The organism is Rhodococcus wratislaviensis (assembly GCF_041228765.1).
GTDB classification, from domain to species: Bacteria; Actinomycetota; Actinomycetes; order Mycobacteriales; family Mycobacteriaceae; genus Rhodococcus_F; species Rhodococcus_F wratislaviensis.
In genome coordinates this window covers 4170602-4185173 of sequence record NZ_CP150488.1, presented here as the reverse complement: position 1 = coordinate 4185173, position 14572 = coordinate 4170602, and the positions used below count along the sequence as shown (strand labels likewise).

Sequence of the window (14572 nt, the reverse complement as noted above, 5' to 3'; positions counted from 1 at the left end):
GGCCGGTGAAACCGGTTGCGGCGGAAGCGAGGGAGTAGCAATGACACAGCGCTGGAGTGTCAACGTCACCCCGGCCGAGCGGATCGTCCGGATCGTGATCGGCGTTGTCGGTATGGCCGGCGGTCTCATGGTCATCGCGGGCGGAGCCTCGCTCTGGTCAATGGTGGCGGCCGTGCTGCTCATCGCCGCCGGACTGGATCTGGTGGTGACCGGGTCGACCGGTCATTGCCCGCTGTACCAGAGGCTGGGCCATGTCCCGGTCTCGTTGAAGGGCGGAACATCATGACGAACGAGGATGGGCGGGCGCCGTACGTCGGCGGCGGCGGAGACCGTGGGGCTGGTGAGGAACCACGGGGGGCCGGTGGTCGCAGTCGTCACCGGTGGATGATGATTGCCTGCTGCATTCCGATGCTGATTGTCGCGGCCGCGCTGATCGTTAGCGGAACGGTGGGACTCGGGAGTTTGGTGTTCGCGGTGGCGTGCTTCGGGATGATGGCGGTGATGATGTTTTCGATGGGGGGACAACGGCATTGACTCCCGCGCCGGGGACGACGGTAAAGGGGTGCCCGGGCCGGACCCGGACCGGCAGACGGCAGTGATGCTCGAGCGGGGCGCCGGCTTCGGTGCCGCCACAACGAAGAGGTGCCAGCGCGAATGAACAGAACCACCGTGCTCGAGGTCAGTGGGGTTCACTGGGCGAGTTCGACGGCGACCGTCGAGGCCACCCTGCGCCGCCGACCGGGTGTCACCTCCGTGGAGGCGAATGCGGTCAACCAGACCGCCACCGTCACCTACGATCCCGGCCTCACGTCGGTGGTCGAACTGTCGAAGTGGGTGCGTGACTGCGGTTATCACTGCGCCGGGCGTTCGGTCCCTGATCATGTCTGCGATCCGATGTCCGAGCCGACCGGCCCGGCGACCGAAGCACCGGCCGAGCCCGCCGGGACGGCGGCGCAGGACCTGCACGCCGGGCACGAGGCGCCTGCGGGGCGGTCGCCGCAGGAGATGATGGGCCACGGCGGCGGTCACGCCGGGATGTCGATGGACGCCATGGTCCGCGACATGCGCAACCGTTTCCTGGTGGCGCTGGTGCTGTCGGTCCCGATCATGTTGTGGTCCCCGATGGGCCGGGACATGTTCGGGTTCATGGTGCCGGCACCGTTCGGGCTGCGCGACGACGTGTTCACCCTGCTGCTGAGCCTGCCGGTGGTGTTCTACTCTGCGTGGATCTTCTTCGACGGCGCCTACCGGGCGCTGAGGGCAGGCACCCTGGACATGATGGTGCTCGTTGCCGTCGCGGTCGGGGCCGGCTGGCTCTACAGCGTCGGGGTGACCCTGACCGGCCCCGGGGATGTGTTCTACGAGGCCGCTACGATGCTGACCACCTTCGTGCTGCTCGGGCACTGGTTCGAGATGCGGGCCCGCGGCGGCGCGAACGACGCGATCCGCACCCTGCTCGAGCTCGCTCCGCCGCGGGCGGTGGTGCTGCGCGGTGGCGAAACGGTCGAGATCCCCACCGCCGAGGTCACCGCCGGGGATCTGCTGCTCATACGGCCGGGCGCGAAGATCCCGGTCGACGGCACCGTCGAGGACGGCCACTCCGAGGTCGACGAGTCCATGGTCACCGGGGAAAGCCTGCCCGTGACCAAAACACCCGGCTCCGAGGTGATCGGTGCGTCGATCAACACCACCGGCACCCTGCGGGTGCGGGCCACCAAGGTGGGCTCCGACACCGTGCTCGCGCAGATCGTCGCCCTGGTCCAGGAGGCCCAGAACTCCAAGGCCCCCGGGCAACGCCTGGCCGATCGGGCCGCGTTCTGGCTGGTGCTGGTCGCGCTGATCGGCGGCATCGGCACCTTCCTGGTGTGGGTGCTGGTCGGGGAGAGTGTGCAGACGGCGCTGCTGTTCGCGATCACCGTCGTGGTCATCACCTGCCCCGACGCCCTGGGTTTGGCCACCCCGACCGCGATCATGGTCGGCACCGGCCTCGGCGCCCAACGCGGGGTGCTGTTCAAGAACGCCACCGCGCTCGAGACGTCGGCGCGGATCGACACCGTGGTGATGGACAAGACCGGCACCCTGACCAAGGGCGAACCGGAGGTCACCGACGTGATCACCGACGGCATCGTCGAGGACGAGTTCCTCGCGCTGGTCGCGACGGTCGAACGCGAATCCGAGCACCCGCTGGCCGGTGCGATCGTCCGCTACGCCACCGACCGCGGCATCCCGCAATTGCCGTTGACCGGGTTCGAGAACGTGCCCGGACACGGGGCCACCGCCCAGGTGTACGGCCGCCGGGTCGCGGTCGGCAACCGCAAGCTGATGGTCGCCGAACAGGTCGACTTCGGTGCCCTGATGGACCGGCGGGACGAACTGGCCCAGGGCGGACGTACCGCGGTGCTGGTGGCCGTCGACGGCCGCGGGGCCGGGGTGATCGCCCTGGCCGACGCCGCCCGCGACACCTCCGCCGCCGCCGTGTCCGCCCTCCACGACCTCGGCGCCGAGGTGGTCATGCTCAGCGGCGACAACGAGGCCACCGCCGCACGCATCGCCGGGCAGCTGGGCATCGACACCGTCATCGCCGAGGTCCTCCCCGGCGACAAGGCCGCCGAGATCGCCGAACTGCAGCGCGCGGGCAAGACGGTCGCGATGGTCGGCGACGGCGTCAACGACGCCCCCGCCCTGGCCCAGGCGGACCTGGGCATCGCGATCGGTGCCGGCACCGACGTCGCGATCGAGACCGCCGATCTGGTGCTGATGCGCTCGGACCCGCTCGACGTGCCGATCGCCCTGCGGATCGGGCGCGGCACGCTGCGCAAGATGCGGCAGAACCTCGGCTGGGCCGTCGGCTACAACGTCATCGCATTGCCGATCGCCGCCGGGGTCTTCGAACCCTCCCTGGGACTGGTGCTGCGCCCGGAGATCGCCGCCCTGTCGATGTCCGGGTCGAGCGTCATCGTGGCGGTCAACGCCCTGATGCTCAAACGGCTCGCGTTGCCCTCCCCACCCGAACCGCAACTCACGCAGCCCCTGCCGGCGCCCGAACCCACCCCCACCGGTCCCCGATGAGCAAAGAGCATTCGTCACCAACCGAATTCACCGTCCACCCGCACGTCAGAGGAGGAGATCGTGGTCATCTTCTACGAGATACTGCTGGTCCTGGTGAGCGTGCTCATCACCTGGTTCTCGCTGTATGTCCTCTACCGCCTGATCACCGACGACTCCCGCCATCGATACCGGTGACAGTCGCGGACCCGTCCACGGCCGACGCGGGCGGGCCCGCGAAACGGCGTCGAAGAAACCCCCACGGAACGCCTCGTCGACCCCGGTGCCTGGGATCGGGTATCTCCCGCCGCCGCCACCCGCCGATACCCATCATGGGTATGTTGGGGGGTGGAAGCGGCCCGATGAGAGGAGTCGGCAATGAGCACCGAGACCCCCGAGGCCGGCCACGGCTACATCCAGTCCAAGGACGCCTACCTCATGCGCCTGCGGCGCATCGAAGGCCAAGCCCGCGGGCTTCAACGGATGGTCGAGGAAGAGAAGTACTGCATCGACATCCTCACCCAGGTCTCGGCCATGACCAAGGCCCTGCAGGCCGTGGCGCTAGGGCTGCTCGAAGATCACATCAGCCACTGTGTGGTCGATGCCGCCGCGACCGGCGACCGCGACCAGGCCGAGGCCAAGATCGCCGAAGCCTCCAACGCCATCGCCCGTCTCGTCCGATCCTGACGGCCCCGACCGGAACCGACCTCCGACGGCGCCCGACCGGGGGCCGCATCCACCGAGCCCTCGATGCGAAGGGTGCTCACCGCCCTGCTCGCGCGGTACCTGCGACTTCCCGCGACGCTCGGTACGCGGAGCATGCCCGAGCACTGACCAACGTCCCCGTGTCCGGGGTGATCAGCACCTGTGTCGAGAAGTGAGAAAGGAATTTCCCTGCCATGAAGACCACGAACCTTGCCGTCGGCGCCGCCGCGGTCGCCGCCCTGGTCGCGTTGACCGCCTGTAGCAACTCCAGCACCGATCAGTCAGCGCAGAGCAGTACCTCGGCGAGCGTCACCGCCACCACCGCCTCCGCCGCGACCCACAACGAGGCGGACGTGTCGTTCGCGCAGCAGATGATTCCCCATCACACGCAGGCGATCGAGATGAGCGATGCCGTGCTCGCCAAGGACGGTATCGACTCCCGGGTGACCGAGCTGGCCAACCAGATCAAGGCGGCCCAAGGCCCGGAGATCGAGCAGCTGCAGGGCTGGCTGACCGAGTGGGGACAGTCCGGCATGCCGATGTCCACACCTGGGATGATGACCCCGGGCCAGAGCATGCCCATGTCCGTGCCGGGAATGAACCCGACCGGGGAGAACATGCCGATGTCCACACCCGGGATGGAGATGCCGGGTCACGCCATGCCGATGCAGTCCTCGCAAATCCCGGCGCCCGGCGCCGGTGGGATGGGGATGATGTCCGCCGACGACATGACCGCGCTGCAGAACGCTCAGGGTGTGGACGCCAGCCGGCTCTTCCTCACGCAGATGATCGCCCATCACCAGGGCGCGATCGCCATGGCGCAGAACGAAATCGACTCCGGTCAGCACACCGACGCCGTCGCGATGGCACGCACCATCGCCGACACCCAACAGCAGGAAATCACCACGATGCAGAGCATCCTGGCCTCGCTGTGACACCCCGGCGTCGCGGAGTCGCACACCCGCCGCTGACTTCGTCCGAGGAGAACACAGTGAGCACCGCCGGCTAGAATCGATCGCCGTCACCGAGTACTTCCTCACCGCTGATCTCGGCGCAGCGGAAGGGTGACGGTGAAGGTGCTGCCGGTTCCGGGGCCGTCGCTGCGGGCGGTGATGTGACCGTGTTGTGCGTCGACGAGCGCCTTGGCGATCGCCAGTCCGATCCCGGCGCCGCCGTGTTCGCGGTCGCGTGCCGCATCGGCACGGTAGAACCGTTCGAACAGGTGCGGGAGGTGTTCGGCGGCGATGCCGTCGCCGGTGTCGGTCACCTCGATCACCAGCAGCTCGGGTCGCTGTTGCGCGGTCACCTCCACCCGGCCGCCCCGGGGGGTGTGCCGCAAGGCGTTGTCGAGCAGGTTGCCGAGCACCTGCCCGAGCCGCTCCGGGTCGGCCCACAGGCGGGGAAGGTGCGCAGGAACGCGAGAGGTCAGCGTCACCTGCTTGGCGGTGTAGCGGTCCGCCGCGGCGGTGAGAGCAGTCGAGAGTAGTGCGGTGGGGTCGACCCAGGTCGGCTCGATCGAGGTCCGGCTCTCTTCCGCATGGGAGAGTGCGCTGACGTCGTCCGAGAAACGGACCAGCCTGCGGGTCTGATCGCGCAGCATGATGATCGTGTCGGCATCCAGGGTCTCGACCCCGTCCTCGAGTGCCTCCATGTACGCCTCGAGCACCGACACCGGGGTGCGGATTTCGTGGGCGAGGTCCCCGAGGAGTTGGCGGCGAGCGGTCTCGACCGATTCGAGCCCGGCGGCCATCCGGTTGAACGCCTCGGCGAGTGCGTCGAAGTCCTCGCCCAGGTGCGGTGAGGTGACCCGGATGTCGTAGCGCCCGTCGGCCACCGCGGTCGCCGCGGAGGCCACCTCGGTCACCGAACGCTGCAGGCGCCGACTGAAATACCAGGTCACCACCAACGCGGCCAGGGAGGCCACCCCGAGGGCCACTGCCAGGGAAATGGCTGTGGCCGAGCGGTACGCCTGCTCGGCGTGGAACTGCTCGTCGGACGAGGCCGGCACCCCGGCGCGGTGCAGGTGTTCGCGGAAGAGCGGGGGGCCGGCGAACACCGCGACCACCCAACAGGTGGCGACACCGGCAACCAGGACCAGTGATTGGGCCAGCAGCAGCCGGACGCCGAGGCCGGGGCCACGGCCTCGCACCGGACCTTGGCCGAGGGTGCGGGGCCGGTCCCGATGCGAGGTCATTGCCCGGTCCCCATCCGGTATCCGATGCCGCGGACGGTGGTGACGTACCGGGGTGCGGCGGGGTCGTCGCCGAGCTTGCGGCGCAGGTGACCGACATGGACGTCGACGAGGTGCTCGTTCCCGACCCAGGATTCTCCCCACACGGCCTCGATCAACTGACGCCGACCAAATGCCATACCCGGCCGGGACGACAAGACCGCCAGCACATCGAACTCGGTGCGGGTCAACATCACCGGCTGCTCGCCGAGGCACACCTCCCGGCCCGCCACGTCGATTCTCAGCGCCCCGAAGACCCGTGGCGGAGCCTCGGTCACGCCCGGCCCGGGCGGCGGTGTCTCGTACACCGGGGCCTTCCGGGGCCGTCGCAACATGGCGCGGATGCGGGCCACCAGCTCCCGGGGGCTGAACGGTTTGGTGACGTAGTCGTCGGCGCCGACGGACAGCCCGATGATGGTGTCCATTTCCGCGCTGCGGGCGGTCAGCATCACCACATAGGCGTCGGAGAACGTCCGCAGGCCCCGACACACCTCGATTCCGTCCATGCCCGGCAGCCCGAGGTCGAGGACCACGACGTCGGGGTCGATCTCCCGGGCCAGAGCCAGCGCATCGACCCCGTTGTGGGCGACGGCGACCTCGAAGTGCTCCCGTTCGAGGTAGCTGGCGACCACCGCCGCCAGCGGGCGCTCGTCGTCGACCACCAGGGCCCGATATCCCGCGGCGCCCTCGGGCGAGTGGGGCGGCGTGTTGTCCATGGTCTCCATCGTCGCCGGTGCCCTCCCGATCCGGTGCGGGCCGCCCCGAATCGGCCATATCTTCAGCGAAACAACACAGAACCCACATCGATTCACCGCATCCGGAATCAACGATGGAGAGCAACGAAGGGCGAACAACCATGATGTGGTGGAACAGCGGAATGGGCTACGGAATGGGCTGGGGCGGCTGGATGCTGATGGCCGGGCTGATGGTCGCGTTCTGGGGGTTGGTCATCGTCGGGGTCATGGCACTGTTCCGCACCATCGGCGCGGACCACCACCCTCCCTACGACACCGACGCCACCAGCCGGCCCAGCGCGGACAAGATCCTCGACGAACGCTTCGCCCGAGGGGAGATCGACGCCGAGGAGTACCGCATCCGCAGAGACCAACTGCGCACCGGACATGACCGATAACCCGGCAGGACCGCACGACAGCGTCGTACACCTGGCGCACGTGTACTGGGCGCAGTGCGAGAGAGAATCCCGTGACCAACGTGCCTGACAACGGATTCGGCCTCAACCGGCGCGCCTTCCTCACCGCCGCCGCGGGACTGGGTGGCCTCGCCCTCGCCGCCTGCACCCGCGACTCATCCTCCCCCGGCCCGCATCCGGTCGCCGCGGACGCCGTCTCCGCTGCCGAGGCGGCACGGTCGCACACAGGCCGCACCGTCGACGCCGCCCTGAACCCGCAGACCACCGACATCGACCTCGGCGGGATACACGTGCGCACCCTCGCCTACGGCAACGCCGTTCCCGGGAAGACGATTCGGGCCAACGTCGGCGACGAGATAGTTGCCGCCCTAACCAACGGCCTCGACCACGAGACCTCGGTGCACTGGCACGGCATTGCGCTGCGCAACGACATGGACGGGGCCAGCCTCGCCAGCCGGGACATCGGACCGGGTCAACGCTTCACCTACCGATTCTCGGTGCCGCATGCGGGCACCTACTGGGCGCACCCGCACGTCGGCCTCGACACCGACTACGGGCTCTACCTTCCCGTCATCGTCGACGACCCGAACGAACCCGGCAACTACGACGCCGAATGGATCGTCGTCCTCGACGACTGGACCGACGGTATCGGCCCCGGCCCCCGGCAGATCTTCTCGAACCTGCAATCGGGTGGGATGGACTCGATGGGCGGACCAAGCGGCATGGGGAACATGCCCGGAATGGGAGGAATGGGCGGTGGCACGGATCAATCCGGCGCCGACACCGCCACTGCGACCTCGACCGGGGTGGGCACCAGCAGCCTCCTGGGCGGCGACGCCGGCGACATCACCTACCCGTACTACCTGATCAACGGCCGGATCCCGACCGCACCGACGACGTTCACGGCCGCACCCGGCCAGCGTGTACGGATCCGCATCATCAACGCCGGCGCCGACACCGCCTTCCGCATCGCCCTGACCGAGCACACCATGACCGTCACCCACACCGACGGCTACCCGATAACCCCGGTCGACGTCGATACCCTCCTGCTCGGCATGGGTGAACGCTACGACGTGATCGTCACCGCCGGGGACGGTGTCTTTCCCCTTGTCGCGGCGGCCGAAGGCAAGAACGCGTACGCCCGGGCCGTGCTGCGCACCGGCGCGGGATCCGCTCCCGGCCCGGGATTCCGCCCCCGCGAACTCGACGGCCGGGTCGGGACCGTGGACACCTTCGTCGCCGCCGACACCGTCCAGCTGCCCGGGGGGCGCCCGGAAGTGAACCTGTCCGCGGATCTCGGCGGGGGCATGATGGGCTACCACTGGACCATCAACGGCCGCCCCTACGATCAGACCGAGCCGTTGACGATCCGGCAAGGTCAACGCGCCCGGCTGACCTTCACGAACATGACGATGATGTGGCATCCCATGCACCTGCACGGGCACACCTTCCAGATCGTCACACCCGACGGCACCCCCGGCCCGCGCAAGGACACCGTCATCGTGCCGCCGATGCGCTCGGTCCCGGTGAACGTGGTCGCCGACAATCCCGGTGACTGGATGCTGCACTGCCACAACGCCTACCACCAGGAAGCAGGAATGATGACCCGCCTCGACTACGACAGCTGAGGCGGCTGCCGGTCATCGGCCCGGCATTGATCCCTCGACCAGCCCACCGACGTCTAGAGCCTTCCCGTTGCCGCCACGACACCACCACCGGATCCGAGAAAGGAGGTGAGGAAAATGGGAATGGACACGATGATGATGTGCATGCGCATGATGGGCATATTGCCGCCGATGATGAACATGCCGATGACTATGCCGCCCATGTGATGCGACGCTCGGCTTAGAAACTGACACATCCGCCGCACACACCTCTCGCGAGCCGTCGCGACCCGGGAGGAGAACCACACTCGCTCCGCTGCTCACTGGGCCTTGTCCGCCTGAAGGTAGCGCAGCCAGGGTTTTTGTTCGCCGGTTGTGGTGGTGTGCAATCCGGCCTGGTCGAGGAATACGGAGAATTCGTCAATCGGGGCGTGCTGCATGGCGTGCCCGGCGAGGGCCCCGATCAGGTGGTTCGCGATCGGGTTGGTCGGCGGACGGAAATCGGCGACAAGCACCCGACCCCCGGGTCGCAGGACCCGGGACATTTCCCGCGCTGCCGCGGATCGGGCGCCCGGGGCGATGTGGTGAATGACCAGGGTCGAGGTCACCACATCGAAGGAAGCGTCGGGGAAGGGCAGCTGTTCGGCGGCCGCGACGGAGAAGCCGGCGTGCGCGGTGCCGCGCCGCCCGGTGGCGTAGTCGATCATCGGCGGGGACGGGTCGATACCGTCGACTCGGCCGCCCGGCTGCACCGCCGCGGCAAGTCGGGTCGCGAAATAGCCGGTGCCGCAACCCACATCGAGGACGCGGTCGCCCGGACCGGCGCCGCTGAGGGACACCAACCGGTCGAAGACCCGGCGGCGCCTGCCGAGAAAGACGGCTGCGGAACAGAGTTCGTACAGCCGCGCCCGGCGGATCAGTCCGCCGCTGGCGTCGTCCGCGTGACCACTGTGGTCACCGAGAAGTCGTGCACCCAATCCCACGGGGATCTCCCTTGATTCCCACCATTGCCGCACCGGCGGCGGCCGGGATTAACACCCCCAGCCCGAACGAGGCCAGTCGGGCCCCGGCGGTGCGGTGACCGGCGAAGTGGAACATGGCCAGCCCGGTGAGCCCGGCGGCGGCAGCGGCCGGTATCAGGTAGAGCACGGTGAGGACCAGCACCGCGCCGCAGCCGACGACCGATCCGGCCAGGGCCCAACCCCACCGCAGATCCTCGACCTCGAGACTCGACGCCGCACTCACAACAACTCCTCGCTGACCTGCGTTCTTACCCGGAACGTTCCTCTCCCTCAGCCGGCCCGTAAACCCCACATGGTTGCGCAAGTGCGCACATATAGGATTATGGTCGGGTCGGTAGCAGTTGTGAAGAGGTCTGGAGATCCCCAAGGTGCTCGAGGTGCTGCGTCATCGCACGTTCGGCCGGTTGTTCGCCGCGCAGAGCGTGGCCTCGGGGGCACGGGTCTGCTCACTGTGGCCCTGGGCCTTTTGACCTACGATCTGGCCGGCGCCGATGCCGGGGCGGTGCTCGGGACCGCGTTGGCGATCAAGTTGGTCGCCTATGTCGCGGCGGCGCCGGTGATCTCGGCGCTCGCCGATCGGGTGCCGCGGAAGGTGCTGCTGGTCGGGGCCGACGCGATCCGGGCGGCGGTGGCGCTGATCCACCGCATCACGGCAGTGGCCCGGGTAATGGTGGGCCGCCCGGTGCTGCGGGGATTGCTGGCAATGAACATGGTCGTCGCCGCCGCGACCGCGCTCGTGGTGGTCAACACCGTGGTGTACGTGCGAGATCTGCTCGGCGGGTCGAACACCGGGGTCGCGGTGGCGCTGGGCTGCTTTGGCGGTGGTTCGATGCTGGTGGCCCTGACGTTGCCGCGGCTGCTGGTGGCCGCCGAGGATCGGCGGGTGATGCTCGCCGGGTCCGCGATCCTGCCGGTCGGGCTCGCGGCGGCCACGCTGATGCTCTTCGCCTCCCCCGCGCCGTCGGTGGGGTGGGTGCTGCTGGCCGGGATCTGGATCGTGCTCGGCGCCGGGACGTCGATGATCAACACCCCGTCGGCGCGGCTGCTGCGTTACGAATCCGACGAGCAGGACCGGAGCGCGGTGTTCACCGCTCAGTTCTCGCTCTCGCACGCCTGTTTCATCGTCACCTACCCGCTCGCCGGGTGGGCCGGCGCGCAGGTCGGGCAGGTCACCGCGGCCGTCGCGTTGACCGTGCTCGCTACACTCGCAGGATCGGTCGCCGCGCGGGCCTGGCCGGCACGGACCGCGCCGCTCGTCGAGGCGGTGGTGGCGGGAAGGCGGTAATGCGATGGACCCGATGACCGAGGCGGTGGCCCCGGCGGCGAGCCTGAGTCACCCCGTCGCGCCCGATTCCCAGCGCCTGGACACCGCCACCGAAACCTTCCGGATGCTCGCCGCCCCCATCCGGTTGCACATCCTGTGGATCCTCACCCGCGGCGAGGCCGATGTGACCGCGCTGATCGAGCAGACCGGGGCCTCGCGGACCGCGGTCAGCCAGCACCTGGCGAAACTGCGGTTCACCGGACTGGTAGACACCCGCAAGGAGGGCCGCCGGGTGATCTACCGCATCCACGACGGACACCTGTCCCGGCTGATCCGCGAGGGCATCAACCACGCCGACCACGTCGTCACCGGCGAACCCCCACACGAATAAGTCCACCGCCCCGGCTGACACCTGAACGCACGGGACGCGGGTGGAGCGGAGCAGAGCCCGATCAGGTCGCCGGTACTTCCTCAGACCGGGCTCACGGGAACATCTGTTCCCCGGTCACCAGGAAAATCACCCGGCGCCCGACCACGACAGCATGGTCACCGAAGCGCTCGTAGAAACGCCCCAACAAGGTGACATCGACCGCGGCCGGGATGGTGCCGGTCCAGGCCGGATCCTCGATCAGGGTGAGCAGCCGGCGATGCAGGCCGTCGAGCTCGTCGTCGCGTCTGCCAATCTCCGCGGCCAGTTCGGGATCATGCGTGCGCAGAACCCGTTCGGCGAGGCCGGCCAACTCGGCCGCCACCCGCCCCATCCGGGAGAGCAATTCCTCCGCCTCACCGGAGGCGACGTGCTCGGGATGGCGGCGACGGACGCTTTCGGCCACATGCTGCACCAGCCCGCCCATCCGGCTCAGATCCGCCACCAGGTGCACACCGGTGACAACCTGACGCAGATCCCGTGCCACCGGGCCCTGCAACGCCAGCAGCGCCATCGCTTGGTCCTCGCACGGACCGCGTAGCTCCTCGATCTGTTCGTTGAGGTCGAACACCCGCTCGGCCAGGGGCAGGTCCGCCAGCACCAAAGCATCGGTCGCCGCCCGGACGGCATCCCCGGCCAGGTGGCACATCGACGCCAGACGGTCTGTCAGCTCGTCGAGTTGCTCGTGAAACTTCATCCGCATGCGCATCATCCTCGTGCACCAGTCGAAGACATACCAGACAACACCACTGCGGTGCGACGCGCTGACGGCGGGGGGCGTCAGCGCGATTTGTACACCGAGTAGCCGGTGCGCCGCGCGACCCGCAGGATCGCCGCGTGCAGATGCTCCGCTCGGCGATACAACTCCCGCCGGCGCAGCTCCCGCCGCACGTCGGGCTCGTTCTCTAGGTCCGCGATGGCCGCACGGTAGGCGTGCTCGGCCCCCGACAGTGCCTCGATCGCGCGGTCCGCGTACTTCGCCGCAGCACCCCCCGGCAGCGCCCGCAGCCCCTCCGCGAGGGGAACGGCCGCGTCGGCGAGTGAATCGAGCAACCCCACCAAGTACGGATCCGGGGCCAGACACGTCGGCCCCGAACACGACAGCTCCGACTCCCGGATCAGCGCATACCCGGCCTCGGTGATCTCACCGAGCCGCTCCCCCAACTCGAACAGATCCTCCGCCTCGATCGGCGTGCTGAAACTGTCCCGCACCGCATGATGAAGATCGCGACGCGCCACGCGCGCGGCCTCGGCGACGACGCGCAGTTCCGCGGACGCATCGTGGGTCGCGACCTCGCCGTGCCCCCACCGGTTCAGCACCCGCATACCCTGCTCCACCAGCACCAGCTGTGCGCGCAGCATGCCGAGCACGTCGAACGAACGCGGCAGAAACCAGGAGGTCGGCAGGCGCGGCCAGCGCATCAGATCGCCTCCCACACCGGGAACAGTGCCGCCCCGAGCAGGGCGGTCACCGGCAACGTGACCACCCACGCCAAGCCCATCTCCTTGACCACCCTCCAATGCACGTGCCGGGTGCGGTGTTGTGCCCCCACACCTACCACACCGGCCGCGACCACATGTGTCGTGCTCACCGGCGCACCGACGAGTGAGGCGCCGAGGATCACTCCCGCGGCACCGGATTGGCTCACCAGACCGTCGAGCGGAGTCATCCGAAACACTCCACGTCCCACGGTACGCACGATCCGCCACCCTCCGAACGCGGTGCCGACGGTCAGGCTCGTCGCGGCCGCAAGCTTGACCCACAGCGGCACCGTGAACTCCGACAGATGTCCACTCGCGACCAGCAGCAGCGTAATCACACCCATCGTCTTCTGCGCATCGTTGCCGCCGTGGCTGAACGCGAGCGCGGCGGCCGTGCCCCATTCGGCACCCCGCACCGGAGCGAGTGCACGCCGCCGAGCCCGCCGCATCACACGCCAGGCGAGCGCCCCGAGCAGCGCACACGCGAGCGCCCCCATCACCGGGGAGAGCGCCAGCCCCGCAAGGATTCCCACGACACCCGTGGGACGGCCGTCGGTGAACCCACCCCAGTGCACCCCGCCCGTGCCCGCGGCGATCAGACAGGCGCCGACCAACCCGCCGACCAGCGCATGCGACGAACTCGACGGCAACCCGAACCACCAGGTCAGCAGGTTCCACGCAATCGCCGCGGTCAGTGCGGCACCGACCGCCGTCACCGTCGCCTCCGCCGGCAGCTCCACCACCCCGCCAACGGTGTCGGCGACCGCCGTGCCGACAAGCAACGGCCCCACGAAGTTCCCCGCCGCCGCAAGCATCAACGCGTGTCCGGGCCGCGCAGCCCCGGTGGCGACGAGCGCGGCGATCGAGTTCGCCGAATCGTGGAAACCGTTGGTCAGGTCGAACGCGAACGCCGTCGCGATCGCCAGGAGCAGGGCGACCTCCATCGGCTCAGTACCGGGGACCCAAGCACTGGCACCCGAAGGCCAGACGGTCAGGCGTATGCGGCACCGATCCAGCCGCCGGCGGCGCGACATTGTGCCGGACCGGACTGAGATGGAGAGTTGTCATCACAAAACCTCCTGGCCCACAGTCTGAGCCACCCAACGACGCCGCGCGCACGAACGCGGCCACACAACCGTCGGTTTCTGTCCGTCGTGCTCAACGGTCGCGAGCCGGAAGCACGGCCCATACAAGTCCGATAACGGGGACGCGCGCAGACCCACCGGGTGTATGCCGGGAGCTATAGCGATTTCGTTGCCCGCAAGGCGTACGCAGGGCTGAATCGGCAGGGCATTCGGGTGGCCCGGTGCACCCTCGATCGGCTGATGCGCACCGAGGGGCCGCGAGCCGTTACGTGCTCAATGATTCCCCGACAACGATCACTACGGCAGAGACCGAAAGACTTGCCGACACGGTGGATTCGACCCCTTCATCATTGGCCCGTGCAGTTCGCCTGCACGGACGACAGGGACTATCCGTGGGCGAGAAGGCAACGCCACCGGGCACGAGATGGTGACGATACCCCCGTCGCACGTGGCGGTAGCATCATCCTCGCGGACATCGACCGACAGCTCGATCGTCCGCTCGAAGCACCGTACCTGAACTGCGACCGCCCGGGAGACGTGCGAGGGAAGTTGCGTTGA

The 14572-nt window shown here is 68.7% G+C and carries 16 protein-coding genes; 8 read left to right on the top strand and 8 right to left on the bottom strand.

The window, feature by feature from the left end:
• Nucleotides 1-40 precede the first annotated feature (40 nt).
• The 4 genes from WKC72_RS19320 (at nucleotide 41) to WKC72_RS19305 (ending at nucleotide 4685) form a co-directional block, all read left to right on the top strand.
• Complete coding sequence (locus WKC72_RS19320; RefSeq protein ID WP_370184066.1) at nucleotides 41-286, top strand: DUF2892 domain-containing protein; 246 nt, start codon at nucleotides 41-43, stop codon at nucleotides 284-286.
• 368 nt (nucleotides 287-654) lie between these two features.
• Nucleotides 655-3069 carry a heavy metal translocating P-type ATPase gene (locus tag WKC72_RS19315; RefSeq protein ID WP_370184064.1) on the top strand — a complete coding sequence of 805 codons (2415 nt, stop codon included), beginning with the start codon at nucleotides 655-657 and terminating at the stop codon, nucleotides 3067-3069.
• 354 nt (nucleotides 3070-3423) lie between these two features.
• Nucleotides 3424-3732 (top strand): metal-sensitive transcriptional regulator, encoded by a 309-nt coding sequence (locus WKC72_RS19310; RefSeq protein WP_011600482.1) that lies wholly within the window; start codon nucleotides 3424-3426, stop codon nucleotides 3730-3732.
• A 212-nt stretch (nucleotides 3733-3944) separates the two neighbouring features.
• The gene (locus WKC72_RS19305) at nucleotides 3945-4685 is read left to right on the top strand and encodes a DUF305 domain-containing protein (protein WP_370184061.1); all 741 of its coding nucleotides are present in this window, start codon (nucleotides 3945-3947) and stop codon (nucleotides 4683-4685) included.
• Between the two features lie 101 nt (nucleotides 4686-4786).
• Here the strand turns inward: WKC72_RS19305 and WKC72_RS19300 are convergent, their stop codons facing one another.
• Together WKC72_RS19300 and WKC72_RS19295 are read right to left on the bottom strand one after the other, a co-directional pair.
• On the bottom strand, nucleotides 4787-5944 hold the full coding sequence (locus WKC72_RS19300) for a sensor histidine kinase (RefSeq protein ID WP_370184059.1): 1158 nt from the start codon (nucleotides 5942-5944) through the stop codon (nucleotides 4787-4789).
• Nucleotides 5941-6705, bottom strand: a complete 765-nt coding sequence (locus WKC72_RS19295; protein WP_370184056.1) for a response regulator — start codon at nucleotides 6703-6705, stop codon at nucleotides 5941-5943. Before WKC72_RS19295 ends, WKC72_RS19300 begins: the two co-directional genes overlap by 4 nt.
• A 131-nt stretch (nucleotides 6706-6836) precedes the next feature.
• On the opposite strand from WKC72_RS19295, the gene WKC72_RS19290 reads away from it, so the two are divergent.
• Complete coding sequence (locus WKC72_RS19290; protein ID WP_370184400.1) at nucleotides 6837-7112, top strand: SHOCT domain-containing protein; 276 nt, start codon at nucleotides 6837-6839, stop codon at nucleotides 7110-7112.
• Nucleotides 7113-7183: 71 nt separating this feature from the next.
• Nucleotides 7184-8758 (top strand): multicopper oxidase family protein, encoded by a 1575-nt coding sequence (locus WKC72_RS19285; protein ID WP_370184053.1) that lies wholly within the window; start codon nucleotides 7184-7186, stop codon nucleotides 8756-8758.
• Between the two features lie 53 nt (nucleotides 8759-8811).
• On the opposite strand, the gene WKC72_RS19280 is transcribed toward WKC72_RS19285, so the two are convergent.
• The 3 genes from WKC72_RS19280 to WKC72_RS19270 all read right to left on the bottom strand — a co-directional run bounded on the left by WKC72_RS19280 (nucleotide 8812) and on the right by WKC72_RS19270 (nucleotide 9979).
• A complete protein-coding gene (locus tag WKC72_RS19280) occupies nucleotides 8812-8958 on the bottom strand; it encodes a hypothetical protein (protein ID WP_370184051.1) in 147 nt (48 codons plus the stop codon).
• Between the two features lie 96 nt (nucleotides 8959-9054).
• Nucleotides 9055-9717 carry a class I SAM-dependent methyltransferase gene (locus tag WKC72_RS19275; RefSeq protein WP_370184048.1) on the bottom strand — a complete coding sequence of 221 codons (663 nt, stop codon included), beginning with the start codon at nucleotides 9715-9717 and terminating at the stop codon, nucleotides 9055-9057.
• Complete coding sequence (locus WKC72_RS19270) at nucleotides 9689-9979, bottom strand: hypothetical protein (protein WP_370184046.1); 291 nt, start codon at nucleotides 9977-9979, stop codon at nucleotides 9689-9691. The genes WKC72_RS19275 and WKC72_RS19270 overlap by 29 nt, the downstream gene beginning before the upstream one ends.
• A 243-nt stretch (nucleotides 9980-10222) precedes the next feature.
• Between WKC72_RS19270 and WKC72_RS19265 the strand changes: the two genes are divergently transcribed.
• Both WKC72_RS19265 and WKC72_RS19260 read left to right on the top strand, forming a co-directional pair.
• Complete coding sequence (locus WKC72_RS19265; RefSeq protein WP_370184044.1) at nucleotides 10223-11041, top strand: hypothetical protein; 819 nt, start codon at nucleotides 10223-10225, stop codon at nucleotides 11039-11041.
• Nucleotides 11042-11045: 4 nt separating this feature from the next.
• A complete protein-coding gene (locus tag WKC72_RS19260; protein ID WP_370184041.1) occupies nucleotides 11046-11411 on the top strand; it encodes an ArsR/SmtB family transcription factor in 366 nt (121 codons plus the stop codon).
• Between the two features lie 91 nt (nucleotides 11412-11502).
• On the opposite strand, the gene phoU is transcribed toward WKC72_RS19260, so the two are convergent.
• The 3 genes from phoU to WKC72_RS19245 form a co-directional block, all read right to left on the bottom strand.
• Nucleotides 11503-12150, bottom strand: a complete 648-nt coding sequence (phoU, locus tag WKC72_RS19255; protein ID WP_370184038.1) for a phosphate signaling complex protein PhoU — start codon at nucleotides 12148-12150, stop codon at nucleotides 11503-11505.
• Nucleotides 12151-12227: 77 nt separating this feature from the next.
• A complete protein-coding gene (locus WKC72_RS19250) occupies nucleotides 12228-12884 on the bottom strand; it encodes a hypothetical protein (protein ID WP_370184036.1) in 657 nt (218 codons plus the stop codon).
• On the bottom strand, nucleotides 12869-13873 hold the full coding sequence (locus WKC72_RS19245) for an anion permease (RefSeq protein WP_370184033.1): 1005 nt from the start codon (nucleotides 13871-13873) through the stop codon (nucleotides 12869-12871). Before WKC72_RS19245 ends, WKC72_RS19250 begins: the two co-directional genes overlap by 16 nt.
• Nucleotides 13874-14572: the final 699 nt, after the last annotated feature.